A 26,553-nucleotide genomic window follows, 5' to 3' on the forward strand; every position below is an offset into this window, starting at 1 on the left:
AAAGGGCGCCCCAGGGCGCCCTTTTCCGTTGGTGGCCGCGATGGACGGAACAAGGCACGCAACGCGTGCGGCGTTTTCGGCAGGTCGGATACGGAGTGCAATAGTGTCCCATCGGGCGAGCGGCTAAGCTGCGCCCCGATGAGCCGTACCGGACGCCCGTTCGCGACCCTTTCGCCTGGCCTGCGCCTTCTGGTGCTGGGCCTGTTCGCGTTGTCCCTGCTCGTGCGGCCGGTACTGACGACCTTCGGCGAAGTCCACGAACTGGCCCACGCCGGCGCCGCGTCGCACGAAACGCATGTCGGTGCCGCCGACGACGTCGGCGACACGCGCCAGGCCGGCGAAGACCCGACCCTGCACACCCTGCTGCACCTGGCCCATTGCTGCGGCCAGTCCACGCCGGTGCCGGCCCCGCTCGTGGCCGCCCTCCCCCATGCCCCCCCGGCGTCCTCGCCGCGGGCGGCGAACTACGACGCGCCGGCGACGACCCCGGCCGACACGCCCTTCCGGCCTCCGATAGCCGCCTGACCTCGCCCTGGCCCCGCGCCAGCCCGACGTCACGCACAACCATCGGAGTTCACCATGACATTGCGACTTGCGGCATTCGCCGCGGGTCTCGCCTGCGCGTTCGCGGCCCTGCCCGCCCGCGCCGGCGAGACCCTCGACCTGGACGACGCCTTCGCGCGCGTCCTCCGGGCCCACCCCGACCTGCGCGAAATCGACGCGCGCCGTCCGCTGCTGGCGCACGAGCGCGACCAGGCCGCGCAGCGCCCGTCCCTGCGTTTCGACGCGTCACTCGAGAACGCCATCGGTAGCGGCGATCTGCGCGCGCTCGACGGTGCCGAGCTCACGCTGGGCCTGTCTTCCGTGCTCGAGCGCGGCGCCAAGGCCGACGCGCGCGCGGCGCTCGTGCAGCGCCGGCTCGACGGCCTCGGCAACGAACGCGCGGCCCGCCGGCTCGACCTGCTGGCCGAAACCGCGCGCCGGTATCTCGACGCCCTGGCCGCATCGGACCAGCGGCGCATCGCGCTCCAGGACATCCGCCAACGCGAGCAGGCCGTGTCGTTCGCGCGGCGGCGGCAACAGGCGGGTGCGGCGCCGGCCTCGCTGGTGCTCACCGCGCGCGCCGCCCTCGCCGAAGCCGAGCTCGGACTCGATCGGGCCTCGCATCAGCGCGCCCTCGCCGTCGCACGCCTGGGGGCGCTCTGGGGCGAGCGCGAGCCGTCGTTCGAGCTCGCCGACAACGCGCCGCCCGGCTTGCCGGAGATCGCGCCTCTCGCGCGCCTCGAGGCCCTGCTGCGCGACACGCCGGACCTGGCAGGCTTCACCGACCAGCGCCGGATCGCCGAGGCCCGCCTGCAGCTGGCGCGCAGCCAATCGCGCGCCGACATCGACTGGAGCTTCGGCGTGCGCCGGCTCCAGGCCGACGACGACATCGGCCTGGTCGCCGGCATCTCGATCCCGCTGGGCAGCCGCGGACGGGCCGCCCCCGCCATCCGGATGGCCGAGTCCGAACTGCAACGGCTCTCGGTCGAGCGCGAGTCGGCATCACTGTCGCTGTACGCGACCCTGGTCGAAGCGCATGGCCGCTATCGGCTCGCGCGCCTTGAAGCCTCGCGTTTCGAGGACGACATCATCCCCGCGCTGGAGCGGGCCGAGCGCGATGCCCGCCTGGCCTTCGAGCGCGGCGCCGCCGGCCCGCTGGAATGGACACAGCTCCAGGACCGCATCGTGGAAGCCCGCATGCGCCAACTCGCTTCGACGGTGGATGGCCAGCGCGCCCTGATCGAACTCCAGCGCTTGACCGGCGAGCCCCTGCTCGCCACCCCTGCCACGAACCCGGGAGCCGCGCCATGAACCGCACCCCTGCATCGGGCGTGTTGCCACGCGCCCTGCTCCTCGCCCTGGCGATGCTGATGCTCGTCGCCTGCAACGACGCATCGCCCGCGCAAACCACGGATCCCGCGCCAGCGGTGACCAGGGCCGACGAACACGACGACGACCACGAAGACGGCGACGCCCAAGCGCAGACACCCGCCACCCGCATCGAGCCGGCGATCGCCGAGGCCTCCGGCATCCGCGTGGCCGTCGTGACCGCCGGCACCATCGCCGACAGCCACGAAGTGCAAGGGCTGCTGACCCCCATCGAGGGTCGCGTGGCCCGCATCGCCGCGCGCTTCCCCGGGCCGGTGCGACGGCTCGACGCGAACCTCGGCGACCAGGTCCAACGCGGTCAGGTGCTGGCGATCATCGAAAGCAACCTCAGCCTGGGGCCGTACTCCGTGCACTCGCCGCTCACGGGCGTCGTGACCGCGCGCTATGCCTCGATGGGCGACATCGCCGGCGAAGACGCCACGCTGATGGAGATCAGCGACCTCTCGCGGCTGTGGGTCGACCTGCACGTATTCGGTCGCGATGCCCGGCACCTGCGCGCGGGCGCGCCGGTGCGGGTGAGCCGGCTCGACGACGAGGCCACGCAGGACACGGTGCTCGACCGTGTCCTGCCCGGCACGGCGACCGCGAGCCAGAGCACGATCGCACGCGCGGTGCTCGACAACGCCGACGGACAGTGGCGCCCCGGCACTGCGGTGCGCGCGCGCGTCACCGTCAGCCAGGCGCCGGCCGAACGCGTGGTGCCGGCGACCGCCCTGCAGTCGATGGACGGGCGCGAGGTCGTCTTCGTCGTCGAGGGCGACCGCTACGAAGCCCGCACCGTGGAGGTCGGGCAACGCGACGGCGAGCGCGTCGAGATCCTGTCGGGCGTGGAGGCCGGCGAAACGGTCGTCGTCGAACAGAGCTACCTGGTGAAGGCCGACATCGAGAAGTCGGGGGCGTCCCATGCGCACTGACGCGTCGGTCCTGGAGACCATCATCCGTTTTGCCATCCGCCGCCGCGGCCTGGTGCTGGCAGCGACCCTGGCCCTGGTCGCGCTCGGCGCGTGGAGCCTGGCGCGCCTGCCGATCGACGCGACCCCCGACATCACCAACGTGCAGGTGCAGGTCAACACCGAAGCCGCCGGCTACTCGCCGCTGGAGGTGGAGCAGCGGGTGACGTTCCCGGTGGAAACGGCACTGGCCGGCCTGCCGGGGCTCGACTACACGCGCTCGCTGTCGCGCTATGGGCTCTCGCAGGTCACGGTGGTGTTCGAGGACGGCACCGACCTCTACTTCGCCCGGCAGCAGGTCAACGAACGGCTGCAGCAACTGGGCAGCCAGCTGCCGCCGGGACTGGACCCGGCCATGGGCCCGATGGCCACGGGCCTGGGCGAGATCTTCATGTACACCGTCGACGCCGAACCGGGGGCACGCAAGCCCGACGGCTCGACCTGGACCGCCACCGACCTGCGCACCCTGCAGGACTGGGTGATCCGCCCGCAGTTGCGCAACCTGCCGGGCGTCACCGAGGTCGATACCATCGGCGGGCACGAACGACAGGTCCACGTCACGCCCGATCCGGCGCGCCTGGTCGCCTTCGACCTGGGCCTGGACGACGTGCGGCGCGCGATCGGCCTGAACAACCGCAACGTCGGTGCCGGTTACATCGAGCGCAACGGCCAGCAGTTCCTGGTCCGCGTCCCGGGCCAGGTCGGCGCGGGCGACAGTCCGGCGCTGGAGGAGATCGGTGCGATCGTGCTGGACCGGCGCGACGGCGTCCCGATCCGCATCCGCGATGTCGCCGAGGTCGGCGAGGGGCTGGAACTGCGCAGCGGCGCGGCCAGCCAGGACGGCCACGAAGTGGTGCTGGGCACGGTGGTCATGCGCGTGGGCGCCAACAGCCGGGAGGTCGCGCGGGACGTCGCGGCCGGCCTGGAGAAGGCCGCCGCCAGCCTGCCCGAGGGCGTCACCGCGACCGCGGTGTACGACCGCACCGCACTGGTCGACCGCACCATCGCCACGGTGACGCGCAACCTCGCCGAGGGCGCCCTGCTCGTGGTGCTGGTGCTGTTCCTGCTGCTGGGCAACGTGCGCGCCGCCCTGATCACCGCGGCGGTGATCCCGCTCGCGATGCTGCTCACCGTCACCGGCATGGTCCGCGGCGGCGTCTCGGGCAACCTGATGAGCCTGGGCGCCCTGGACTTCGGCCTGATCGTCGACGGCGCGGTGATCATCATCGAGAACTGCCTGCGCCGCTTCGATGAAGCACGACGCCTGTCGGGTCGCGCGCTGGACGCCGACGAACGCCGCGAACTCACCGCGAGCGCGACCGCGGAGGTCGTCCGACCCAGCCTGTTCGGCCTGTCGATCATCACGCTGGTCTACCTGCCGATCTTCGCCCTCACCGGCATCGAGGGAAAGATGTTCCACCCGATGGCGATCACCGTGGTGCTGGCGCTCGGTGGCGCGATGCTGCTGTCGCTGACCTTCGTCCCGGCCAGCATCGCCCTGTTCCTCGGCCGCGAGGCGCCGCGGCGGTCGCACGACGGCACGCGCGACCACGCGGCCCACGACAACCGGGTGATGCGTCTGGCCACGCACGCCTACCGCCCCGCCCTGGGCTGGGCGATGCGGCACCGGACCGCGGTCCTGGCCGGTTCGCTGGGCCTGGTCGTGCTGTCGGGCCTGCTCGCGTCCCGGCTCGGCAGCGAGTTCATCCCCCAGCTCGACGAGGGCGACATCGCCCTGCATGCCATGCGCATCCCCGGCACCGGGCTCGAGCAGTCGGTGCGCATGCAGCAGTCGCTGGAAACCTGGCTCAAGGCGGTGCCCGAGGTCGAGCGGGTGTTCAGCAAGATCGGTACCGCCGAGGTCGCGGCCGACCCCATGCCGCCCTCCGTCGCCGACACCTTCCTGATGCTCAAGCCACGCGACGCCTGGCCGGACCCGCGCAAGCCGCGCGCCACGCTGGTGGCCGAACTCGAAGCGGGGGTCGAGCGCCTGCCCGGCAACAACTACGAGTTCACCCAGCCGATCCAGATGCGCATGAACGAGCTGATCTCGGGGGTCCGCGCCGAGCTTGCGATCAAGGTGTTCGGCGACGACCTCGACACCCTGCTGGCGCTGGGCGAGGCGATCGCCGACACCGCGCGCCAGGTGCCGGGCGCGGCGGACGTGCGCCTGGAGCAGGCCAGCGGCCTGCCCATGCTCACCGTCACCCCGGACCGCGTCGCGCTCGCACGCTACGGCCTCAATCCCGGCGTGGTCCAGGACACCGTGGCCACCGCGGTGGGCGGCGAGGTCGCCAGCCAGTTGTTCGAAGGCGACCGGCGCTTCGACATCGTCGTGCGCCTGCCCGAAGCGCTGCGCCGCGACCCGCACGCCCTCGCCGACCTGCCGATCCCGCTGCCCGAGGCGTTCAGCCAGGACGAGGCCGGCGCCGGCGCGAACTGGCCATCGGGCCTGCCCGGCACCGTACCCCTGCGCGAGGTCGCCCGCATCGAGACCGTCAGTGGCCCCAGCCAGGTGAACCGCGAGAACGGCAAGCGCCGCGTGGTGGTGACGGCCAACGTGCGCGGTCGCGACCTGGGCGGCTTCGTCGAGGAGGTACGGCGACGCGTCGGCGACAACGTCGAACTGCCTGCCGGCTACTGGGTCGACTATGGCGGCACCTTCGAACAGCTGATCTTGGCCGGTCGACGCCTGGCCTGGGTGGTGCCGCTGACGCTCGCGTTGATCTTCGCCCTGCTGTTCATGGCCTTCAACTCGCTGCGCGACGCCGCCATCGTCTTCAGCGGCGTGCCGCTGGCCCTGACCGGCGGCGTCGTGGCGCTGGCCATGCGCGGCATCCCGATGTCGATCTCGGCCGGCGTGGGCTTCATCGCGCTGTCGGGGATCGCGGTGCTCAACGGCCTGGTGATGATCGCCTTCATCCGCCGCCTGCGCGAGGACGGACTGCCGCTGGCCGACGCGATCCGGGACGGCGCGATCGGCCGCCTGCGCCCGGTCCTGATGACCGCGCTGGTGGCCTCGCTGGGCTTCGTGCCGATGATGCTCAACGTCGGCACCGGTGCCGAAGTGCAGCGCCCGCTGGCCACGGTCGTCGTCGGCGGCATCGCGTCCTCGACGCTGCTGACGCTGCTGGTCCTGCCGGCCCTGTACGGCTGGTTCCACGCCAGGACCCGCGTCGCGACCGCGCCCCCGGGCTGAGGGGCCGCGGCCAGCCCGGGGCGCATGCGTGCCCCGGGCTGGCCCGTTCCGCATCCCCGCTGCGTTATCCCGGTTCTGGAGCCCCGCGCGGAACACGGACGGATGACGACCCTGGCACTGGCCATTGCCCTCCCCTTGCTGCTGGTGCTCGCGATGGTCCTCGTCGTCGCGCGCCGCGGCCTGCAGCTGCGCCTGCTGGTCGAGGACGGCGTGGAGACCGAGGGCCGCGTGGTGGAGCGCATCAAGCACACCGGCAGCACCTACCAAGCGCAGAAGCGCCTGCGCTACGAATACCGCGACGGCCGTGGCGAGCGGCACGAACATGTATCGCTGGTGCCCGACAGCGTCTGGAACCAGCACCCGCGCGGCACCTCGATCGCGGTCGTATACGCGCGTCGCAAGCCCCACGTGAGCGCACCGCTCCATCTCGTGCGCCAGGCCCGCGAGGCGGTCGATCGCGACGACTGAGTTCGCGCGGAGGTCGCCACTTCGCACCGGCTTCACCGTCGCGCCATCCCCGGTTTGCAGCGCCCCGACAGACTGCGTGTCGTCCTCGCAGGAGTCGCGACCATGCCCCATCCCCCCCGGACCGACCACGACCTGGTCGTCGTCGGCGCCAGTTTCGCCGGTGCCGCCTGCGCCCTGGCAGCCGCCCAGTCCGGCCTGCGCGTGCGCGTGCTGGAACGCAAGCGCGATCCGGGCGAGAAGCTGCACACCACCGGGATCATCGTGAAGGAAGCGGCCGAGCAGACCCTGCTCAACCAGGTGCCGTCGCGCCTGGTGCGCCGCGTCGAGCAGGTCCGCCTGTATGCGCCCAGCCTCAAGCAGGTCGCACTGGCCGCACCCGGTTACTACTTCCTGACCACCGACACGCCCGACGTCATGCGATGGCTGGCGGCGCAACTGGTGGCGCACGGCGTCGAGCTCGACCTCGGCACGGCCTTCACCGGGGCCGAGCGCCACGCCGGCGGCTGGTCGGTGGACGGCATCGGCAGCACGCGCTACCTGGTCGGCGCCGACGGCGCGCGCTCACGCGTGGCCCGCGCGACGGGGCTGGGACAGGTGAGCCAGTTCCTTTACGGCGTCGAGTACGACTTCCCCGGCGCCCGCCTGGCCTCGCCCGAAGCCCTGCATTGCTTCATCAGCAAGCGCTACGCCCCGGGCTACATCGGCTGGATCGCGCAGTCGCCGACCGGCATCCAGGCCGGCCTCGCCCTGCGCCACGATCCCGACCGTGCGCGGGTGCCGGACATCGACGGCTTCCTGATGCGGGTGGGCGATGTCGGCGGCCTGCCCCGCCATCTCAAGCCGGGCACCACCCGGGCCGGGCTGATCCCGTGCAGCGGTCCGGTCTGGCCATTGGCGACCGACGGCGTGATGCTCACCGGCGACGCGGCCGGGATTGTGTCGCCGGTCACCGCCGGCGGGATCCACTCGGCCTGGGAGCATGGCTGGACGATCGGCCGCGCAGTCGCGGCGCGTGTCCGCGATGGTGGCCCGCCGCCCGAGTGCGCCGCGGTCGAGGCCGCGCCGCGCTTCCGCGCCAAGCGCGCCCTGCGCTGGGCCTACGACCGGCTGCAGTTCGACTGGCCCTTCGACCTGCTCATGCACACCCCGCCGCTGCGCTGGGCGGCCGAACAGGTCTACTTCCACAAGCGCGGCCACCGGCCATGATCCCGAGCGAAGACGAAGACACGTGCGTGGCGCCGGTCGACGACGTGCGTCCACGCGACGTGCCCGGATGCGGGTTACTGCTTGTCCTTGTCCTGTTGTTCCACGCTTCGATGAGCTTCAACCTCGCGCTGGCGTCCGGCTTCGTGCTGGCCGTCTTCTACGCCTTCCTGCCCCCGGTGGCAGCCAAGGTCGTCGCCACCCTTGCCCTGTCGACCTGCCCGGTCTTCGCCGGCACCAGCGTCCTGGTCTGGCTCGCGCTGCTGCTGGCCGTGTTGCGTGCGCGCAAGGTCCTTCGGCGCGCGACGAGGGACCGCTGGCCAACGGGCGCGATCGCCCTGTGCCTGCCGATCCTGCTGACCTGGTCGTTGCTTGCCAGTGGCGAAGCGGTCCGCACGATCGCCATGCATCGCGCCCTGCACGAGGCCCGACCGGATTGCCATGCCACCCGAACGCTGTGGTCGTCCCTGCACGAATGGAGCGACGGTTTCGGCCACCGGCAGGCCCATGCCTGGTTCGTCAAGCATGGGGTTCGCTTCATCTGGAGCTACCGCAAGATGGCCTTCGTCCCCGATACGAGGCCTTGGCTGAACGGTGGCCGCTGCCGACAATCGGGCGGCACCCGCCTGCCCACGGCATCGGGTGCGCGTCGCTCGGTGGACCCGGCCCTCCCCCAGTGGCCTGACCGCCCGCGGACTCAGCGCAGCTCGAAGGCGTCGCCGTCGAGCATGGCCGGGAAGCGTTCGCGGTGGGCCTGCAGTTCGGCGGCCTGCAGCGTGGTCGTCACCACCACTTCCTCGTCCGTGCATTCGCTGACCGGATGGCCGAGGAAGTCGATCACCGCGCTGTCACCGGAATAGGCGATGCCGTTGCCGTCGGTGCCAACCCGGTTGAGGCCGGCGACGTAGCTCAGGTTCTCGATCGCGCGCGCGCGCAGCAGGGTCTTCCACGGGTACGCGCGTGCCGCCGGCCAGTTGGCCACGAACAGCAGCAGGTCGTAGTCGAGCTGCCCCGGGCGCTCGACGTCGTAGCGGTTGCGGCAGAACACCGGGAAGCGCAGGTCGTAGCAGACCTGCGGGCAGATGCGCCAGCCCTTCCACTCGACCGTCAACCGCTCGTGGCCGGCGGCGTAACGCTCATGCTCGCGCGCGTAGCGGAACAGGTGGCGCTTGTCGTAGTGCCGCAGGCCGCCGTCCGGGGTCACGAACAGCATCCGGTTGTAGACGCCCTCGCCCACCCGCAACTGCACGCTGCCGGTGATCGCCGCGCCGATCCTGGCCGACTGCTCGCGCAGCCAGGCCACGGTCGGGCCGTCCATGTCCTCGGCGCGGTCGATGGCGTCGTTGGAGAAGCCGCTGGTGAAGGTCTCCGGCAGCAGCACCAGGTCGGTCAGGTCGCGCAGGGAGCCGACCAGCTCGCCGTAGTACTCGCGGTTGGCGGCCGGGTCGTGCCAGCGGGTGTCGCCCTGGACCAGCGAAATGCGGAGGTTGTCCATGATCGATCCTCAGAGCGCGCCCAGGCGCGCGATGGCTTCGTCCAGGGTGGCTTCGTTCTTGGCGAAGCACAGGCGCGCGAGGCGCTGCCCGGCCGGCGGCGACTCGTAGAACGGCGACAGCGGGATCGCCGCCACGCCCTTCTCCGTGGTCAGCCAGCGGCAGAAGGCGGCATCGTCCAGGTCGCTCACCGCCGAGTAGTCGACCAGCTGGAAGTAGCCGCCGGGCACCGGCAGCGGTTTGAGCCGCGTGCCCTCGAGCTGGGCGCGGAAGCGGTCGCGCTTGGCCTCGTAGAACGCGCCGAGCTGCTCGTAGTGGGCGGGCTCCTCGCGGATCATCTCCGCGAAGGCGGCCTGCGCCGGGGTGAAGGTGCAGAAGGTGTTGTACTGGTGGACCTTGCGGAACTCGGCGGTCAACGCCGGCGGCGCCACGCAGTAGCCGACCTTCCAGCCGGTGCAGTGGTAGGTCTTGCCGAAGCTGGAGACGACGAACGCGCGCTCGCGCAGTTCGGCATGGCGCAGGATCGATTCGTGGCGCGCACCGTCGAACACGATGTGCTCGTACACCTCGTCCGACAGCAGCACGATGTCGGTCCCGCGCAGCAGCGCCGTGAGCTGGGCGATGTCGTCCGCACCGAGCATCGCGCCCGAGGGATTGTGCGGGGTGTTGATCATCAGCATGCGCGTCTTCGGCGTGATCGCCGCGCTGACCACGCCCCAGTGCGGGGCGAAGGTCGCCGGATCCAGCGGCACGTGCACGGCGACGCCTCCTGCCAGGTCGATCGCCGGCTCGTAGCAGTCGTAGCAGGGGTCGAGCACGATCACCTCGTCGCCGGGGCGGACCACCGCGTGGATCGCGTCGAAGATCGCCTCGCTGGCGCCCGAGGTCACGGTCACCTCGGTGTCCGCGTCTGGCCGGTGGTCGTAACAGCGTTCGGTCTTCGCGGCGATGGCCTCGCGCAGGGCCGGCAGGCCGTGGGCGGGCGCGTACTGGTTGAGCCCGGCGCGCATGGCACGGTCCAGCGCGTCGACCAGCCGACCCGGCACCTCGAAGTCGGGAAAGCCCTGGCCCAGGTTGACCGCGCCGTGCTCGGCGGCCAGCTGGGACATGACGGTGAAGATGGTCGTACCGACCTTGGGCAGCTTGGTTTCTGGCTTCATCGGATCCGTTCGCGCGGGGGCGTGTTCCTGTATCGACCTGCAAGTGTACGAAAACCCGTGACCGGCTTGCCGGGAGGTGCGCGGGCCGGCGGCGCGGTCCCATTGCATAAGCCCGCGCGGGCGAGGACACTCGAAAGCATGCAGCGCCTCCACCTGGTCGACGCAAGCGAGCTGGCCTCCGCCTATGCGGCCGCGGAATACGCGGTCGTGCTCGACGGCGACGTGCTCGCCCTGCACGTGGGCGAGCCCGCGGTCGACGTGGAGGCCTACTGCGCGGCCCGCCGCTATGCCTTCATCACCGCCTGGAACCCGGCGTCCCAGCCCTTGCCGGAGGCCGCGAACAACGAGGCCGACGCCCGCCTCGTCGCCCGCCTGCAGTCGCTGGACCTGGGCTTCCATCCGGCATGGGCGCACGACCGCGACAAGCAATGGCGCGAGTCCGGCTGGCTGGTCGCCGACATCGACGTCGCGATCCTGGACACGCTGGCCGTCGAGTTCGGCCAGGCCGGCACCCTGTTCTGGGAACATGGCCAGCCCGTGCGCCTGCGCATGAGCATGGCCCTGGCGAACGGCGCGGACGCCCTGCCTTTCGTCGACTGGGGCTGCGGCCTGGCCGCGGACCCGGATTGAACCGCCCGGTCCCGGGCGGAGCCCCGCGCACCCGTTGCTAGAATGCGGCGACCCGGCCCGCCTGGCCGCCCGTCCGAGTTCGATGACCGCCCCACCGCCCCGATCCCCGCTGCTGGAAGCCCGGCAGCTGCGCTTCTCGCGCAACGACATCCCGGTGTTCGGACCGCTCGACTTCAGCGTCGACGCCGGCGAGGCGCTGCTCGTCCAGGGCGACAACGGCGCGGGCAAGACCACGCTGCTACGGGTGCTGGCGGGGCTGCTGCGACCCGAGGGCGGGCAGGTCCGCCTGCAGGGGCAGCCGGCCGATCCGCTCTCGCGCGCGCAATCGACCGCGTACCTGGGCCACCTGCCCGGCGCCAAGGCCGACCTGGGCGTGCGGGAAAACCTGGACTACCTGTGCGGCCTGCATGGCAGGCGCGCCACCCCCTCGCTGGAGGAAGCCTTGGACGTGGTCGGCCTGGGCGGCTTCGAGGATGCCTTGGTCCGGCAGCTGTCGGCCGGGCAGAAGAAGCGCCTGTCGCTCGCCCGCCTGTGGCTGTCGCCGGCGCCGCTGTGGCTGATGGACGAGCCCTACGCGAACCTGGACCTGGAAGGCATCGAGCTGGTCAACCGCATGGTCCGCGCCCACCTCGACGAAGGCGGCGCGTCCCTGGTGACCACGCACGGTGCGTATGCCGCGCCGCCGGTACGGACCCGCCTGCTGGCGTTGGAGAAGCCCACGTGAGCGCCGCCACGCCGAGCCTGGCCAGCACCGCCCGGGCGCTGGTGCTGCGCGACCTGCGCCTGGTCTGGCGCCGCCGTGGCGACGCCCTGCAACCGGCCCTGTTCGCGCTGCTGGTGGTGGTGCTCTTCGCGCTGGCACTGGGCAACGAACCCAACACCCTCGCCGCGGTCGCACCCGCGATCCTGTGGCTGGCGGTGCTGCTGGCCGGCCTGCTGTCGCTGGACAGCCTGTTCCGCGGCGATGCCGAGGACGGCTCGCTGGAGCAGTGGATGCTTGCGCCGGTGCCCCTGGCGTGGCTGGTCGCGGTGCGGACGTTCATGCACTGGGCCACCACCGCGCTTCCGCTGCTGCTCGCAGCGCCCCTGCTGGGCGAGATGCTGCGCCTGCCGCACGCACAGCTGCCGGTGCTGATGGCCTCGCTGGCGCTGGGCACGCCCCTGCTCAGCCTCGTCGGGGCGGTTGTGGCGGCGCTCACCGTCGGGATGAGGCGCTCCGGTATACTGGTGGCCTTGCTGGCGCTGCCCCTGTACGTCCCGGTCCTGGTGTTCGGCGCGGGCAGCGTCGCCGCCTCGGCCCAGGGAATGGAGTACGCCGGCGCATTGCTGATGATGGGAGCCGGACTGGTGCTGTCGGCGCTGCTGGCACCGCTCGCCGCGGCCGCGGCGATCCGGATCGCACTCAACTGAGCCCGTCGACGCCGGTGCCGACCCCACACGCCGAACGGCCCGCGCCGGCACGGCAGGTTTGAAGAGCGCATGAATCCAATCGTCCTTTGGTTCCACAAACTCGGCTCGCCGCCCTATTTCGACCGTTTCGCGGCGCGCTGGGCCCCCTGGGGCCACGGCCTGGGCCTGCTGCTGATCGCCATCGGCCTGTACGGCGCGCTGTTCCGGGTGCCCGCGGACTACCTGCAGGGCGACAGCTTCCGCATCCTCTACATCCACGTGCCCAGTGCCTGGATGAGCATGGCGGTGTTCGCGGCCATGGCCTTCTACGCCGCGATCGCCCTGGTCTGGCGGATCAAGCTGTGCGAGATCCTGGCGATGGCCTGCGCGCCGATCGGCGCCGCCTTCACGCTCATCACCCTCGCCACCGGCTCGATCTGGGGCAAGCCGACCTGGGGCACCTGGTGGGAATGGGACCCGCGCCTGACCACCGAACTCGTACTGCTGTTCATGTACCTGGGCGTGATGGGCCTCTACCACGCCATCGACGACCGTCGCGCCGCGGCGCGCGCCGCCGGGCTGTTGGCGATCGTCGGCGTCGTCCTGCTGCCGGTCATCCGCTATTCGGTGGTGTGGTGGAATTCGCTCCACCAGGGCCAGACGATCCGCCTGTTCGGTGAGTCCAGCATGGACGCCAGCATGATGTGGCCGCTGGCCTGGACGGTCCTGGGCACCAAGTTCTGGTTCCTGGGCTCGCTGCTCGCGCGCGCGCGCGCCGACAACCTGCGCCGCGAAGCCGGCAAGGCCTGGGTGGCGCAGGCCGCCCTCCCCGCGGTGGCAGCCGACGCCCGTCCGGAGGCACGCCCATGAGCGCCGCCGGATACGTGCTGGCCGCCTACGCCGTGTTCGTGGTGGTGATGGCCTGGGATTACCTCGCCCCCCGCCTGCAGGTACGCCGCGTGCTGCGCCGAGAGCGTGCACGCGCCGCCGCGCCGGCGCGACGGGAGCGACGCGCGACCGACGCGAACGCATTGAAACGATGAGAACCGCCGCATGAACCCGACCCGTCGCCGCCGCCTGCTCTGGGTGGTCGCCCTGATCGCCGCCGCTGGCATCGCCGCCACCCTGGTGGCGATGGCGCTCCAGCGCAACATGGCCTACCTCTACACGCCCCGCGAGGTGATCAGCGGCGAGGCCGGGGAAAAGGTCGCCGCCGGCGAGACCCGCTTCCGCCTCGGTGGCATGGTCGCCAAGGGCTCCTTCCATCGCGCCGAGGGCTCGCTGGAAGCCACCTTCCGGGTCACCGACGGCGACGCCGAGATGCCGGTGAGCTATTCGGGGATCCTGCCGGACCTGTTCCGCGAGAACCAGGCGGTGGTGGCGACCGGCCGCATGCACGACGGCCGTTTCGTCGCCGAGGAGATCCTGGCCAAGCACGACGAGAACTACATGCCCAGGGAAGTCGCCGACAAGATGGGCGAGGCCCACCAGAAGCATGCCGTCGACACCGGTCCCGCCAACGCCGAAGGGACCGAATAAGTGCTGCCCGAGCTTGGCCAGGTCGCCCTGGTACTCGCCCTGCTGGTGGCCGTGCTGCAGTCGGCGCTGCCCCTGCTGGGCGCGCAGCGCGGGATCGCTCCGTGGATGGCGGTCGCGCGACCGGCGGCCTACGTGCAACTGGCGCTGGTCGGCGTCGCCTACGCGATCCTGACCCATGCCTTCGTGGTCCAGGACTTCTCGGTCGCCTACGTCGCCCAGCACAGCAACAGCCTGCTGCCGATGGTCTACCGCTACACCGCGGTCTGGGGTTCGCACGAGGGCTCGTTGTTGCTGTGGGTGCTGGTGATCGCGATCTGGACCGCGGCGGTGGCGCGCTTTTCCCGCCGCCTGCCCGAGACGGTGATCGCCCGCGTGCTGGGCGTGCTCGGCATCGTCGCCACGGGCTTCCTGGCGTTCCTGATCTTCACCAGCAATCCGTTCGAGCGCCTGTTGCCGGCCGCACTGGAAGGCCGCGACCTGAACCCGTTGCTGCAGGACCCGGGCATGATCATCCACCCGCCCATGCTGTACATGGGCTACGTGGGGTTCGCGGTCTCGTTCGCGTTCTCGATCGCGGCCCTGCTCGACGGCCGCGTCGACGCGCGCTGGCTGCGCTGGACGCGGCCGTGGACCAATATCGCCTGGGCCTTCCTGACCCTGGGCATCGCCCTGGGCAGCTGGTGGGCGTACTACGAGCTGGGCTGGGGCGGCTGGTGGTTCTGGGATCCGGTCGAGAACGCCAGCTTCATGCCCTGGCTGGCCGGCGCGGCGCTGATCCACTCCCAGGCCGTCACCGAGAAGCGCGGCAGCTTCCGCAGCTGGACCCTGCTGCTGGCCATCGCGACCTTCTCGCTCTCCCTGCTCGGCGCGTTCCTGGTGCGTTCGGGCGTGCTGACCAGCGTCCATTCCTTCGCCGCCGATCCGGCCCGCGGCGTATTCATCCTGGTGTTCCTGGGCCTGGTCATCGGGGGCTCGCTGCTGCTGTACGCGCTGCGCGCGCCGTCGACCGGCGACGGCGAACGCCCACTCGACGGCCGACCCTTCGCCGCAAGCTCGCGCGAGACCCTGCTGCTGGTCAACAACCTGCTGCTGGCCACTGCCTGCGCGATGGTGCTGATCGGCACCCTGTACCCCTTGCTCGCCGACGCCCTGCAACTGGGCAAGATCTCGGTCGGCCCGCCCTACTTCGCGCTGATGTTCATCGTGCTGATGGCGCCGCTGGTGCTGCTCGTGCCGCTGGGCCCGCTGACGCGCTGGCAACGCGAACAACCCAGCCGGCCGCTGGCGATGCTGGCGCCCTGGTTCGCGCTGGCCGCCGCGTGCGGCGTGGGCGCCTTCTTCCTGGCGCCGCAGGGCGCGTGGAAGGTCGGCTTCGGGATCGCCGGCGCCGCCTGGGTGGCCCTGGGCACGCTGCGTTTCGCCTGGACGCGCCTGCGGACCAGCGGTCGGATGACCCCTGAAATGTGGGGCATGGTCCTCGCCCACCTGGGCATCGCGGTGTTCGTCGTGGGCGCCCTGCTCACCGAAGGCCTGAGCCAGCAGCGCGAGGTCGCCGTCGAGCCGGGGCAGGCAGTCGAACTGGGCGGCTACCGCTTCCGCCTGGACGGGGTGGAACACCATGAAGGTCCCAACTACCAGGCCGATCGCGGCAGCGTCAGCGTCTTCGATGGCGCGGCCAGCGATCCGCTGGCGGTACTGCATCCCGAGAAGCGCGCGTATGCGAGCGGCGGCCAGGTGATGACCGAGTCGGCGATCGATCGCGGCGTCACCCGCGACCTGTACGTGGCCCTGGGCGAGCCCCTGGGCGGCGGCAGCTGGGCGCTGCGCGTCCACGTCAAACCCTTCGTGCGCTGGGTCTGGGCAGGGGCGCTGCTGATGATGCTCGGCGGCCTGGTGACCGCCTGCGACCGGCGCTTCCGCCTGGCCACCTCCGCCCGGCAGCAGGAGAATGCCGCATGACCGATACCCCGCGTCCCACCCGCTCGGCGATGCTCTGGCTGCCCCTGGCGGTCGTCGCCGCGCTGGGCGTCCTGCTCGCCGCCGGCATCTGGCTCAGCAGCCAACCCAACCGCGAAGCGCTGCCTTCGCCGCTGATCGGCAAGCCCGCGCCCCGCTTCGAACTGCCGGTGCTGCACGAAGCCGGGCGACTGATGTCGTCGGAGGCGCTCAAGGGCGCGCCCTACCTGCTCAACGTCTGGGGCAGCTGGTGCCCGGAGTGCCGCGTCGAGCATCCGGTGCTGACCCGCTTCGCCGAGACCAAGCGCGTGCGCGTGATCGGCTACAACTGGAAGGACGAGCACGCCGACGCAATGCGCTGGCTCGAGCAGTACGGCAATCCCTACTGGGTCGTCCTGGTCGACTACGACAGCACCGCCGCGCTTGACTGGGGGATCTACGGCGCGCCGGAGACCTTCCTGGTCGATGCGAAGGGCATCGTCCGCTGGAAGCACGTTGGTGCGGTGACTCAAGCGGTCATCGACGACGAACTCACGCCGCTGCTGGACCGCATCGAAGCCGAGGGCGACGCGCGATGATCGCCCTTCGCCCCGTGGTGCTGGGCCTGTTTCTCTCACTGGCCGGCCTCTCGCTCGCCGCGCTGGCGCCACGCGTCCAGGCGCAGGCCGCGTCCGGTGCGCCGCTGGAGTTCCGCGATGCCGCCCAGGAGCAGCGCTTCCACGCCCTGGTCGTGGAGTTGCGCTGCGTGATGTGCCAGAACCAGTCGCTGGCCGATTCGAACGCGCAGATCGCCGTCGACCTGCGCCGCGAGGTGCTCGCGCTGATGCAGGAAGGCCGCAGCGACGACGAGATCAAGGCCTACTTGGTGGACCGCTACGGCGAGTTCGTGCTGTACCGGCCGGAGGTGGAGTCGCGCACCTGGCTGCTGTGGTTCGGCCCCTTCGCGGTGCTGCTGCTGGGCGCCGTCGCCGTCGTGGTCGCCGTGCGCCGGCGTGGCGGCGATGCGCCGGTGCCCGTCGACGACACGCAGGAATGGTGATGAGCACGCCCGCCCTCGTCTTCACCCTGCTCGCCCTGCTCCTGGCCGTCGGCGCCCTGGGCTGGGCGCTGCGTCCGCTCTGGCGCAGCAGTCCCGCCGCCGGCACCGGCGCGGTGCTGGCCCTGGTCGTGCTCACCGGCATTCTCTACGGGACCGTGGGCATGCCGCCTGCGCTGGACCCCGCCAATCGCGTATCGGCGATGCCCGAAACGCTGGACCAGGCCATCGCGCAGCTGGAAGGCAAGCTCGACCAGGACCCGGACCAGCCCGAGGGCTGGCGCCTGCTGGGCAATGCCTACCAGTCGCAGGGCGAGATGGCCAAGGCCGCGCATGCCTTCGGCAAGGCGCTCGAGTACGCGCCCGACGATCCCGACCTGCTCACCGAACTCGCCGAGTCGCGCGCCATGAACGAGCCGCAGCGGCGCTTCGATGCCGAGGCCGTGGCGATGCTCGAGCACGCCGTCGAGGTGCAGCCGATGCACCAGCGCGCGCGCTGGTTCCTGGGCATCGCCCGCCGCCAGGCCGGCGATGCCGCGGCCGCGGCCGAAGTCTGGGAACCCCTGCTCGCGATCGTCGATGCCAGCACTGCGCGACCGCTGCGGGAACAGATCGCCCTGGCGCGGAGCGAGGCCGGCCTGCCGCCCCTGCCCGAGCCTGCGGAAACACCCGCGCCAGCGGGCGTGACGATCGCGGTTTCGCTGGACCCGCAACTGGGCATGCGCCTGCCGGCCAACGCCACCCTGTTCGTGCTCGCGCGCCAACCGGGCGGGCCGCCGATGCCGGTCGCCGCGAAGAAGCTGCCCGTCACCGGCTTCCCGCTCACGGTGGAGCTGACCGATGCCGACAGCCCGATGCCGACGCAGAAGCTCTCGCAGCTGGAGACGGTCGAACTGGTCGCGCGGATCTCCGCCAGCGGTGACGCCCGCGCCGCGCCCGGCGATTTCACCTCCGCGCCGGTCGAGGTGGAGACCGGTGAAGGGGCCAAGGCCGCGCTGCTGATCGATCAGGTCGTCGAATAGGCCTCGCCGCCACGGCATGCATCGCAGTGTTCCAGCCGTGGCGATCACCATCGCTTGCAAACAAATAGCGCGCTATGTAAATTGGCGCCATGTCGAATCGTCGCGCCGAGGCCCCCGCTGAACCGTCCTTCACCAGTCCGCTGGCGCTGGACAGGCAGCTGTGCTTCGCCCTGCATTCGACCTCGCTGGCGATGACCAAGGTGTACCGCAAGCTGCTGGCGCCGCTCGGCCTGACCTATCCCCAGTATTTGGCCATGCTGGTGCTGTGGGAGCGCGACGGGCTGACGGTGTCGCAGCTGGGCGAGCGCCTGTTCCTCGATTCGGCCACGCTGACGCCGTTGCTGAAGCGGATGGAAGCCGCCGGCCTGCTTTCGCGCACCCGCTCGGCGGATGACGAACGCCAGGTGGTGATCACCCTGAGCCCGGCCGGCCACGCGCTGCGGGTCCCGGCCAGTGAGGTGCCGCGCCGGCTGATGTGCGCCACGCCCATGGCGCCCGGGGAGCTGGCGTCGCTCAAGACCCATCTGGAACGCTTGCGCGGCGACCTGCAGGCAAGCACCGCCGACTGAACCCTTCGTCCCCCATTGACGGAACATCCGTCACTTTAATCGTGCACGATCATATCGCCAGCAATGCATCCACCCCCGGCGCGACGGTCAACCAGCCGTGCCATCCCTTCCCAAGCCAAGGAACCTTCCCCATGTCCATCGAAAACGTCCTCTACCGCGCCACCGCCACCGCCACCGGAGGCCGCGATGGCCGCGCCGTGTCCGCCGACGGCGCCCTGGACCTGCAACTGTCGACCCCGCGCGAGCTCGGGGGCGCCGGCGGTCCCGGCACCAACCCCGAACAGTTGTTCGCGGCCGGCTACTCGGCCTGCTTCATCGGTGCACTCAAGTTCGTCGCCGGCCAGGCGCGCACCAGCCTCCCGGCCGAGACTTCGATCGAAGGCACTGTCGGCATCGGCCAGGTCCCCGGCGGCTTCGGCATCGAGGTCGAACTGAAGGTGACGATCCCCGGCATGGCGCGCGAGGAAGCCGAAGCGCTGGTCGAGAAGGCCCACCAGGTGTGCCCGTATTCCAACGCCACCCGCGGCAACATCGACGTCAAGCTGGTCGTGGCCTGAGCCCGCGCCTCCCTTCCCGCCCGCGGGAAGGGAGGCATCGCCATGAGCATCGGTTCCGGAGGCCTCGCCGACCGTCATTTCCCTGTCGGTCGCGCCCGCGGCAGAATCCGTGCGCGCCCTGCCGCGACAACCGCGTCGCACGCAGGCACACTGCCCCCTTCCCAACCGCGCACGACGCGGCATCCCGAGCACAGGACGCGCGCGAACGCATGACCGAATTCATCCCGCCCGGCACACGCTACTTCGACCTGCCCTCGCCCTTCCCGATGAAGCGCGGCGGCGAACTCCGCGGCGCCCGGGTCGCCTACGAGACCTGGGGCACGCTGTCGCCCGGCGGCGACAATGCGATCCTCATCCTCACCGGGCTGTCCCCCGACGCCCACGCCGCGTCCAATGCCGGCAACCCCGAACCCGGCTGGTGGGAAGCCATGGTCGGGCCGGGCAAGCCGATCGATACCGGCCGCTGGTTCGTCGTCTGCGTCAACGCCCTGGGCAGTTGCAAGGGCTCGACCGGCCCGGCCTCGCCCCACCCGGCGACCGGGCAACCGTATGCGCTCGACTTCCCGGCGCTGTCGATCGAGGACGGCGCGCGCGCCGCTGCCCACGTGGTCGACGCCCTGGGCATCCGCCGACTGGCCTGCCTGGTGGGCAATTCCATGGGCGGCATGACCGCGCTGGCCCTGCTTTGGCAGCGCCCGGGCATCGCGCGTACGCACATCAACATCTCCGGCGCGGCGCGGGCCCTGCCGTTTTCGATCGCGATCCGCTCGCTGCAACGCGAAGCCATCCGCCTGGACCCGGAATGGAACGGCGGTCGCTACGACGACGCGCACTATCCCGAGTCGGGCATGCGCATGGCACGCAAGCTCGGCGTGATCACGTATCGCTCGGCGCTGGAGTGGGACGGCCGCTTCGGCCGGGTCCGGCTCGACTCCGACCGGGCCGACGACGAGCCGTTCGGGCTCGAGTTCGAGGTGGAGAGTTACCTGGAAGCGCACGCGCGGCGCTTCGTGCGCCACTTCGATCCCAACAGCTACATGTTCATGAGCCGCTCGATGGACTGGTTCGACCTCGGCGACTACTGCTCACCCCATTGCGGCGACCACGCCACCGACGTGCACGGCGCGCTCGCCGCCCTGGGCCGCTCCGGGCTGGAGAAGGCGCTGGCGATCGGCGTGCATACCGACATCCTGTTCCCGCTCCAGCAGCAGGAGGAGATCGCCGAGGGCCTGCGCGCCGGGGGGTGCGACGCGACCTTCCTGCCCCTGCCCTCGCCCCAGGGCCACGACGCCTTCCTGGTGGATTTCGAGCGCTTCGGCCCGGCCGTGCGCGGATTCCTCGACGGGCTTGGCTGAACGCCCACTGCGCCCCGGGCCGCCGGGGCGTAGAATGGGGGCATGCACGCAGACGCCCAGATCCCCGACATCGCCTTCCCCGGTCAAGACAAGCTGGTTTCCGCGCTGGATGCTGCCGTCAGCGCCGGCGACGACCATGCGATCACCGCGGCCCTGCGCAATACCCTGTGCCGGATGATCCGCGACCGCGACGTCGCCCTGCCCGCCTGTATCTACGAGCCCATCGACGACCACTACGCCCGTCGCGAGATCTACCGCAGCGCCGAGCATGGCTACAGCGTGGTCGCGATGACCTGGGGGCCCGGCCAGGGCACGCCGGTGCACGACCATTGCGGGCTGTGGTGCGTGGAAGGCGTCTGGGACGGCGAACTGGAGATCACCCAGTACGAACTGCTCGAGCACGAAGGCGAGCGCTTTCGTTTCCGCGCCGCCGGCGGCATGCAGGCCGGTCCCGGCAGTGCGGGCAGCCTGATCCCGCCGCACGAATACCACACCATCCGCAACACCAGCCCGGACGCGGTGGCGGTATCGGTGCACATCTACAAGGCACCGATGGAGTGCTGCTCGATGTTCGTGCCCGAACGCGGCGAGTGGTACGCGCGGCAGGCCAAGCCGCTCGAGATCGACGAGGCCCACTGAGCCCCGTCGCGGCGGCGCCAGCCCGTCGCCTTCCTCCCGCATGACGCCGCCCGCCCGGGCAACGGCCCGGCATCGCCGTGCCTGCGGCATGCCGGGGACGGCCCCTGCCTCCATGCACGATCCGCGCCAGAAACCCCTTGTTTCCGGCGCTCCGGCGCGTGTCCTGTTTCCCTCCCGGGGGGCGTTGGCTTGGCTGCAGGGGGACGTCAGGGACGATCATGCCTCCCGCAAAGGACGGTGCATGGACCGAGCACCACTGGCCTAGACGTCGGTCAAGGATATCCGCCAGGCCAACATGTCATGAAAATGGAGAATCCCCCATGGCAGTCAAAGCCCCCACCCGGGCCATCAAGCCCAGCCTCACCCGAAAGGCCGCGCTATCGGAAGTCCGCCTGTCGCTGGCGCCCGACACCTCCTTCGACGACCTGGTCGGCATCCTCAAGGAAACCCTGGTCGTGCCGGAGTTGCCCGGCATCCGCGGGTGCCGGCCGTGCCTGTCCGGACTGGACCGCTTCATCATCGAGGACATCGTGATGAAGGGGATGCGCTAGCGCATCGCCAGGAGGACGGCGCATGCATGCGCTCCCGAAACTCGGCGTGGGCCTGGCGTACCAGGCCCCGCTGAACCCCCTTTTCGACACGGCATCCCCGCCCATCGATTATGTCGAGGTGGTGCCCGACATCTTCTGGACCGATCGCGGCCCGGCGGTCGAACCGCGCTACGTGGATGATGCGAAGGGCATGGGCACCGTGTCGTCGCTGGCACGCCGCTGGCCCATCGTCGCACACGGCATCGGCCTCTCGATCGGCAGCGCGGACGGCTTCGAGACCGACCACCTGGGCCAGATCGAACGCTGGTGGCAGCGCCATCGCTTCCCATGGCACAGCGACCACCTGGCCTTCCATCTCGCCGAGCACCAGGGCGCGCGCGCGAATGCGGGCATCACCCTGCCGCTGGCGCGCGACCGCGAATCGATCGACTTGCTGGTGCCGCGCATCCGCGAAGTGATGCGGCGGGTCCCCGCGCCCTTCCTGCTCGAGAACAACGTCTACTACTTCGACATCCCCGAAGCGGAGATGGACGAGGCGAGCTTCCTCGACACCTTGTGCCGCGAGAGCGGTTGCGGCCTGCTGCTGGACCTGCACAACCTGCACACGAATGCCTGCAACCATGGCTTCGACCCCTTCGACGTCCTGCGCCGGCTGGACATGCACCATGTCGGCGAGATCCACGTCGCCGGCGGCATGGAGCTCGACGGCTTCTACCTCGACGCCCATTCGGACGTGATCCCCGAAGCGGTCTGGCACCTGCTCGAGTGGACGCTGCCGCGCTGCCGCAACATCGGCGGCGTCACCTTCGAGATTTTCGGGTCCTGGGTCGAGAGCGTCGGCCTGGCGGCGATCCAGTCCGACCTGGAGCGCCTGCAGGCGCTCTGGGCGCGCTGCCAGGGCGAAGCGTCGGCGGCCGCCCATCGCGAGGTGGGCACATGAGCCTGCAGGCATTCCAGTCGATGCTGTTCCGGCTGATCGCCGAACCGGAGTTCCGAGACGGCATCCGCGCCCAGAAGCCGTTCCCCCCGCGCGTCGAACTCAGCACGCGGGAGATGCGCCGCCTGCGCGCGATCGCCGACGATCGCGGGCTGGACATCAACCGGACCCTGCACAAGGGCTTCCGGCTGGGCAAGCTGAGGGCGCTGTTGCCGATGACCTGCCAGTTGCTCGGCAGCAGGCGCCTGTCGCGAGAGCTGTCGCGGTTCTGGCTCGAACGGCCGCCGTCGAGTTTTTCCTTCCTGCCCGAAGCCCTGGACTTCTGCGAATTCCTCAGGCGGCGACGGCTGCGGATGCGTTACCTGCACGACGTCCTCGCCTTCGAGCGCGCCCTCCTGCGACTGGAGGCGGCAGGCGCGGATGGGCGGCCCGAAGCGGTTGCCTTCGAGCACGATCCGGCCCCCGTCCTGGCCGCACTGGCGGCAGGCGGGCGGCCCCGCCACGTACCCCGGCAACGGGTGGACGCGATGGCGACGCGCGACCGCGACGGCCACATCCACTGGCGCATCGAGCCGCATTGAACCAGCGCGCCGCGGGCGGGCGCGCGGGGGCATCGGACGCGAAGGTGTCAGGACGGCGCGAGGTGGGCGCGCCCCAGGGCGACGTACCCCTGCTCGACCAGGCGCGGCTCGACCAGCCGATGCAGGTCCTCGTCGGCATCGACCAGCAGCAGCACGTGCCCGGCTTCGATCTCCTTGGCGAACTCGCGACGGATGGGATCGGGCAGGGCCGAGCCGACCAGTGACGATACCCAGGCGCCGACCAGCACGCCGCATACGGCCATCACCGCGACCGCGACGACGCCGAAATGCAGGGGTTTGATCGCCATCGCCACCAGGCCGATCGCCACGCCGGTGAGACCGCCGTAGAGCGCGCCCTTCAGCGCCGCCGGCATGAAGTCGGTATCGGCCTCCTTGCGGCGATTGGGCACGCCGTGCATCTCGATGTCCGGTCGCGCGACCAGGGCGATGTCGGTGTCCTCCACCCCGCTCACGCGGGCCAGTGCGATACCCGCCCTGGCATGCGCCAGGTCGCGGCTGCGGAATACGTGTCGATGCTTCATCTCGCCCTCCAGGACTGGATGCGTCGGGACGCGCCGTCCGCGCGGGGCGCCGGACTTCATGCCGGGCCCGGCGGCAGGTCGTGGTGCCACAGTGGCACGAAGCGACTCAAGGCAAGGCGAAGCCTGCGTGACGACCGCGTCGACCCGGCCGGGTGCTTGATGCACGGGGGCCGCCCCGATAGCGTAGGCGCCTGCCGACTGGAGCCGCGCCGATGATGACCGACCTGCTGCTTGCCGCCCTGCACCACCTGCTCGTGTTCGGACTGGTATCGATGCTGGTGGCCGAGGCCGTACTGCTGCGCGGCCACGTGGACGCGGGCATGGCCCGTCGGCTGGCGGGCCTGGACACCGGTTACGGCGCCACCGCCGTCCTGCTGCTGGGCGTGGGGGTGCTGCGCCTGCTGTATGGACTCAAGGGCTGGGACTTCTACCTGCACAACCCCTGGTTCCACGCCAAGATCGGGCTCTACGTGCTCACCGGCCTGTTGTCTGCCCTGCCGACGCTCAACTTCCTGCGCTGGCGACGTGCCCTGCGGCAGGATCCGGGGTTCGTCCCGTCCACGGCCGACGTGGACCGGGTGCGACGCGTGGTCCGGATCGAACTGGCCGCGGTCGCGGTGATCTTCGTTCTTGCCGCCGCGATGGCCCGCTACGGCGGCTTCTGATCGCCCCTGCCCGATGCCGCGCCCGGGACCGGCCTGACCCGGAGCGCCCGGAACACCTCCCGGGACGGCAGGCCGATGCCGCGGCTGCCGGGCGTCGTGAACAGGGTCACGTGGGCCGGCGCGTCGGGCAGCGGCACGCCGCTGGCCAGGGCGATCGCCTGGCGGAACGCGTCCAGCGAGGGGCAGGTCGCGCAGGCGACCAGCGACCAGGCCTCCGCTTCGGCCGTGGATTCGTGCAGCAACCACGCTTCCCCGGTCAGGCGCAGCGACCAGTGGAGGGCCTGGAACCTCGCGGCCCAGGCCTGGACCGGCAGGCCGCATTCGACCGCCGCCGCTTCTTGCGACGACAGCAGGGTCAGGTGGAATTCCAGCTTGCGCGCCATCCGGCACTCGGGCAGCACGCAAAGCGACGGCAATCCGGCGAAGGCCTCGTCCGCCAGCGGCAGGACCACCGAGCCGCGCGCGCTCCGGCCGGGCCAACGCGGTCGTACCGGGGTCAAAGCGTCGAGGGGCAGGCCTTCCATGGCGCCAGCATACGTGCGCCGTGGCGCCGCCCGGCTTGGAATCCGGCCGCCAGGCACGAAAAAGCCCGCGCAACGCGGGCCTGTCGCGTGCACGCACCCGAGTAGGCCGGATGGGCAGCAAAGCTGGTGCCGAAGGTGGGACTCGAACCCACACGCTTTTAAGGGCGGCGGATTTTGAATCCGCTGCGTCTACCGATTCCGCCACTTCGGCGCGGCCGCGCAGTATAGCGGAGCGGGATCGGTCGCGGGAATGGCCGGGTCGGCGGAGACCGGGCGCGGCGTCCGGACGAGAAAGCCCGGTCGTCCAGCTATCCGGGGCTGGGCGGCCGGGCTTCTTGACCGGATATACGGCGCGGACTTGCGTCTATGGTGGACTTGTCCGTCGCCTGCGTACCCGGCACGTCGATGCTAGCGCCGGCCCGCCATGCCAGCGTTACATGCGGGTGAATGAACAGCCGCCGTTCGTCGGCGCACGGCGGGCGTGCCCCGCGGCCGCCGTCGACGGCAGACCGGTATCCTGATCGCATGACCCTGTTCCCCGCTGCCAGGCATCCCATCGGCTCCAGGCCGCGGCGACGCGGACGGCTGGCCTCCCTGCTCGGCCTGATCGCGCTGGGCGGCTTGTTGTCGGCCTGCCACTCGCTGGGCTACTACGCGCACGTCGGCGGCGGCCAGCTGCGCCTGATGGGCGAGCGCCGACCGATCGCGGACGTGCTCGACGATCCCGGCATCCCGGCCCCGCGGCGGCAGGTCCTTGCCGAGCTGCTGGAGGCGCGCGAATTCGCCTCCGCCCGCCTCGGCCTGCCCCGCAATGGCAGCTACACCGACTACGTGGCGCTGGATCGCCCCTACGTCACCTGGAACGTCTTCGCCGCGCCCGAATTCTCGGTGGAGCCGGTCACGCACTGTTTTCCTGTCGCCGGATGCGTGGCGTACCGGGGCTACTTCACGCTGGAGAAGGCGCGCGATGAGGCGCGTCGCCTGCAGGCCCGCGGCCACCAGACGTGGATCGGCGGCACTTCGGCCTATTCGACGCTGGGCTGGTTCGACGATCCGGTACTCAGCAGCATGATCGGCCCGGACCAGGACGATCCGGTCGGTACCGTCTTCCACGAACTCGAGCACCAGCAGCTCTACGTGCGCGACGACACCGCCTTCAACGAATCGATCGCCAGTTTCGTCCAGCGCGAGGGCCTGCGCGAATGGCGTGCGTGGCGTGGCCAGCCCGCGCCCGACGAGGGCCGCGAAGTCCGCGAACGGGCGTTCGTCGCCATGGCGCTCGCGCTGCGCGCGCGCTTGGCCGACATCTATTCGCGCGAGCTGTCCCCCGAAGCGATGCGCGCGCAACGCGAGCACGCCATCGCCGGCTTCCGCGATGCCTACGCCGCGCGCCGACGCACCGAATGGGCGGGCGACGCGCGCTTCGACCGCTGGGTCGAGGAGCCGATCACCAATGCCAAACTGGTACCGATGGGCCTGTACGACGGTTGGGTGCCCGCGTTCGCCGCGGTGTTCGATGCCTGCGGCAGACAATGGGCCTGTTTCCATGCCCGCACCGCCGCGCTTGCCAGGGAACCGGCGGCGGTGCGCCAGGCCGGGCTGGATGCGCTCGTGCCCGGTGGCATCGCCCCCGGCGCCGATGCCTCCTTGCGCTGA

At 71.0% G+C, this 26,553-nt stretch carries 29 protein-coding genes and 1 tRNA gene; 25 read left to right on the plus strand and 5 right to left on the minus strand.

Annotated elements, in window-relative coordinates; genetic code table 11:
• Positions 1-138: 138 nt before the first annotated feature.
• From FKV25_RS11890 to FKV25_RS11915, 6 genes are all read left to right on the plus strand, one after another.
• Positions 139-525, plus strand: coding sequence for a hypothetical protein (locus FKV25_RS11890; protein WP_141519019.1), 387 nt, complete (start codon positions 139-141; stop codon positions 523-525).
• Between the two features lie 54 nt (positions 526-579).
• Entirely contained in the window at positions 580-1,854 is a 1,275-nt protein-coding gene (locus tag FKV25_RS11895) for a TolC family protein (RefSeq protein WP_141519020.1), read from the plus strand.
• Positions 1,851-2,846, plus strand: coding sequence for an efflux RND transporter periplasmic adaptor subunit (locus FKV25_RS11900; protein ID WP_141519021.1), 996 nt, complete (start codon positions 1,851-1,853; stop codon positions 2,844-2,846). The genes FKV25_RS11895 and FKV25_RS11900 overlap by 4 nt, the downstream gene beginning before the upstream one ends.
• Positions 2,836-6,081 (plus strand): efflux RND transporter permease subunit, encoded by a 3,246-nt coding sequence (locus tag FKV25_RS11905; RefSeq protein WP_141519022.1) that lies wholly within the window; start codon positions 2,836-2,838, stop codon positions 6,079-6,081. Before FKV25_RS11900 ends, FKV25_RS11905 begins: the two co-directional genes overlap by 11 nt.
• 102 nt (positions 6,082-6,183) lie before the next feature.
• The gene (locus FKV25_RS11910) at positions 6,184-6,549 is read left to right on the plus strand and encodes a DUF3592 domain-containing protein (RefSeq protein WP_170218629.1); all 366 of its coding nucleotides are present in this window, start codon (positions 6,184-6,186) and stop codon (positions 6,547-6,549) included.
• A 102-nt stretch (positions 6,550-6,651) separates the two neighbouring features.
• A complete protein-coding gene (locus FKV25_RS11915) occupies positions 6,652-7,755 on the plus strand; it encodes an NAD(P)/FAD-dependent oxidoreductase (protein WP_141519024.1) in 1,104 nt (367 codons plus the stop codon).
• Between the two features lie 694 nt (positions 7,756-8,449).
• On the opposite strand, the gene FKV25_RS11920 is transcribed toward FKV25_RS11915, so the two are convergent.
• Together FKV25_RS11920 and FKV25_RS11925 are read right to left on the minus strand one after the other, a co-directional pair.
• Positions 8,450-9,247, minus strand: a complete 798-nt coding sequence (locus FKV25_RS11920) for an amidohydrolase (RefSeq protein WP_141519025.1) — start codon at positions 9,245-9,247, stop codon at positions 8,450-8,452.
• Positions 9,248-9,256: 9 nt separating this feature from the next.
• On the minus strand, positions 9,257-10,405 hold the full coding sequence (locus tag FKV25_RS11925; protein ID WP_141519026.1) for a pyridoxal phosphate-dependent aminotransferase: 1,149 nt from the start codon (positions 10,403-10,405) through the stop codon (positions 9,257-9,259).
• Between the two features lie 138 nt (positions 10,406-10,543).
• Between FKV25_RS11925 and FKV25_RS11930 the strand changes: the two genes are divergently transcribed.
• The 17 genes from FKV25_RS11930 to FKV25_RS12010 all read left to right on the plus strand — a co-directional run bounded on the left by FKV25_RS11930 (position 10,544) and on the right by FKV25_RS12010 (position 23,166).
• Positions 10,544-11,035 (plus strand): DUF3293 domain-containing protein, encoded by a 492-nt coding sequence (locus tag FKV25_RS11930; protein ID WP_141519027.1) that lies wholly within the window; start codon positions 10,544-10,546, stop codon positions 11,033-11,035.
• Positions 11,036-11,117: 82 nt separating this feature from the next.
• Entirely contained in the window at positions 11,118-11,759 is a 642-nt protein-coding gene (ccmA, locus tag FKV25_RS11935; RefSeq protein ID WP_141519028.1) for a heme ABC exporter ATP-binding protein CcmA, read from the plus strand.
• On the plus strand, positions 11,756-12,445 hold the full coding sequence (gene ccmB, locus FKV25_RS11940) for a heme exporter protein CcmB (protein ID WP_141519029.1): 690 nt from the start codon (positions 11,756-11,758) through the stop codon (positions 12,443-12,445). Before ccmA ends, ccmB begins: the two co-directional genes overlap by 4 nt.
• A 69-nt stretch (positions 12,446-12,514) precedes the next feature.
• Positions 12,515-13,294 (plus strand): heme ABC transporter permease CcmC, encoded by a 780-nt coding sequence (gene ccmC, locus FKV25_RS11945; RefSeq protein WP_141519030.1) that lies wholly within the window; start codon positions 12,515-12,517, stop codon positions 13,292-13,294.
• Positions 13,291-13,467: a heme exporter protein CcmD gene (gene ccmD, locus FKV25_RS11950; protein WP_141519031.1), complete on the plus strand. Its 177-nt coding sequence runs from the start codon at positions 13,291-13,293 to the stop codon at positions 13,465-13,467. The genes ccmC and ccmD overlap by 4 nt, the downstream gene beginning before the upstream one ends.
• A 10-nt stretch (positions 13,468-13,477) precedes the next feature.
• Positions 13,478-13,963, plus strand: a complete 486-nt coding sequence (gene ccmE / locus FKV25_RS11955; protein WP_141519032.1) for a cytochrome c maturation protein CcmE — start codon at positions 13,478-13,480, stop codon at positions 13,961-13,963.
• Positions 13,964-15,922, plus strand: coding sequence for a heme lyase CcmF/NrfE family subunit (locus tag FKV25_RS11960; protein WP_141519033.1), 1,959 nt, complete (start codon positions 13,964-13,966; stop codon positions 15,920-15,922).
• Entirely contained in the window at positions 15,919-16,497 is a 579-nt protein-coding gene (locus FKV25_RS11965; protein ID WP_141519034.1) for a DsbE family thiol:disulfide interchange protein, read from the plus strand. The genes FKV25_RS11960 and FKV25_RS11965 overlap by 4 nt, the downstream gene beginning before the upstream one ends.
• A complete protein-coding gene (locus tag FKV25_RS11970; protein WP_141519035.1) occupies positions 16,494-16,958 on the plus strand; it encodes a cytochrome c-type biogenesis protein in 465 nt (154 codons plus the stop codon). The genes FKV25_RS11965 and FKV25_RS11970 overlap by 4 nt, the downstream gene beginning before the upstream one ends.
• Positions 16,958-17,977, plus strand: coding sequence for a tetratricopeptide repeat protein (locus FKV25_RS11975; RefSeq protein ID WP_246072071.1), 1,020 nt, complete (start codon positions 16,958-16,960; stop codon positions 17,975-17,977). The genes FKV25_RS11970 and FKV25_RS11975 overlap by 1 nt, the downstream gene beginning before the upstream one ends.
• 89 nt (positions 17,978-18,066) lie before the next feature.
• The gene (locus tag FKV25_RS11980; RefSeq protein WP_141519037.1) at positions 18,067-18,546 is read left to right on the plus strand and encodes a MarR family winged helix-turn-helix transcriptional regulator; all 480 of its coding nucleotides are present in this window, start codon (positions 18,067-18,069) and stop codon (positions 18,544-18,546) included.
• A 131-nt stretch (positions 18,547-18,677) separates the two neighbouring features.
• The gene (locus FKV25_RS11985; RefSeq protein WP_141519038.1) at positions 18,678-19,103 is read left to right on the plus strand and encodes an organic hydroperoxide resistance protein; all 426 of its coding nucleotides are present in this window, start codon (positions 18,678-18,680) and stop codon (positions 19,101-19,103) included.
• Positions 19,104-19,312: 209 nt separating this feature from the next.
• Positions 19,313-20,458 carry a homoserine O-acetyltransferase MetX gene (metX, locus tag FKV25_RS11990; protein WP_141519039.1) on the plus strand — a complete coding sequence of 382 codons (1,146 nt, stop codon included), beginning with the start codon at positions 19,313-19,315 and terminating at the stop codon, positions 20,456-20,458.
• A gap of 42 nt (positions 20,459-20,500) precedes the next feature.
• Positions 20,501-21,097: a cysteine dioxygenase family protein gene (locus FKV25_RS11995; RefSeq protein ID WP_246072072.1), complete on the plus strand. Its 597-nt coding sequence runs from the start codon at positions 20,501-20,503 to the stop codon at positions 21,095-21,097.
• A 320-nt stretch (positions 21,098-21,417) separates the two neighbouring features.
• Positions 21,418-21,648 (plus strand): hypothetical protein, encoded by a 231-nt coding sequence (locus tag FKV25_RS12000; RefSeq protein WP_141519040.1) that lies wholly within the window; start codon positions 21,418-21,420, stop codon positions 21,646-21,648.
• A gap of 22 nt (positions 21,649-21,670) precedes the next feature.
• A complete protein-coding gene (locus tag FKV25_RS12005) occupies positions 21,671-22,588 on the plus strand; it encodes an MbnB/TglH/ChrH family RiPP precursor modification enzyme (RefSeq protein WP_141519041.1) in 918 nt (305 codons plus the stop codon).
• Entirely contained in the window at positions 22,585-23,166 is a 582-nt protein-coding gene (locus FKV25_RS12010) for a hypothetical protein (RefSeq protein ID WP_141519042.1), read from the plus strand. The genes FKV25_RS12005 and FKV25_RS12010 overlap by 4 nt, the downstream gene beginning before the upstream one ends.
• A gap of 47 nt (positions 23,167-23,213) precedes the next feature.
• Here the strand turns inward: FKV25_RS12010 and FKV25_RS12015 are convergent, their stop codons facing one another.
• Positions 23,214-23,708: a hypothetical protein gene (locus FKV25_RS12015; protein WP_141519043.1), complete on the minus strand. Its 495-nt coding sequence runs from the start codon at positions 23,706-23,708 to the stop codon at positions 23,214-23,216.
• Positions 23,709-23,920: 212 nt separating this feature from the next.
• On the opposite strand from FKV25_RS12015, the gene FKV25_RS12020 reads away from it, so the two are divergent.
• The gene (locus FKV25_RS12020) at positions 23,921-24,373 is read left to right on the plus strand and encodes a DUF2214 family protein (RefSeq protein WP_211345427.1); all 453 of its coding nucleotides are present in this window, start codon (positions 23,921-23,923) and stop codon (positions 24,371-24,373) included.
• On the opposite strand, the gene FKV25_RS12025 is transcribed toward FKV25_RS12020, so the two are convergent.
• Together FKV25_RS12025 and FKV25_RS12030 are read right to left on the minus strand one after the other, a co-directional pair.
• Positions 24,358-24,897 carry a hypothetical protein gene (locus tag FKV25_RS12025; protein ID WP_141519044.1) on the minus strand — a complete coding sequence of 180 codons (540 nt, stop codon included), beginning with the start codon at positions 24,895-24,897 and terminating at the stop codon, positions 24,358-24,360. The two genes, FKV25_RS12020 and FKV25_RS12025, sit on opposite strands and share 16 nt — an antisense overlap.
• 124 nt (positions 24,898-25,021) lie before the next feature.
• Positions 25,022-25,108, minus strand: a tRNA-Leu gene (locus FKV25_RS12030).
• Between the two features lie 314 nt (positions 25,109-25,422).
• On the opposite strand from FKV25_RS12030, the gene FKV25_RS12035 reads away from it, so the two are divergent.
• Positions 25,423-26,553 (plus strand): aminopeptidase, encoded by a 1,131-nt coding sequence (locus FKV25_RS12035; protein WP_211345428.1) that lies wholly within the window; start codon positions 25,423-25,425, stop codon positions 26,551-26,553.

The sequence above is a fragment of the Marilutibacter aestuarii genome (assembly GCF_006546775.1).
GTDB lineage: Bacteria > Pseudomonadota > Gammaproteobacteria > Xanthomonadales > Xanthomonadaceae > Marilutibacter > Marilutibacter aestuarii.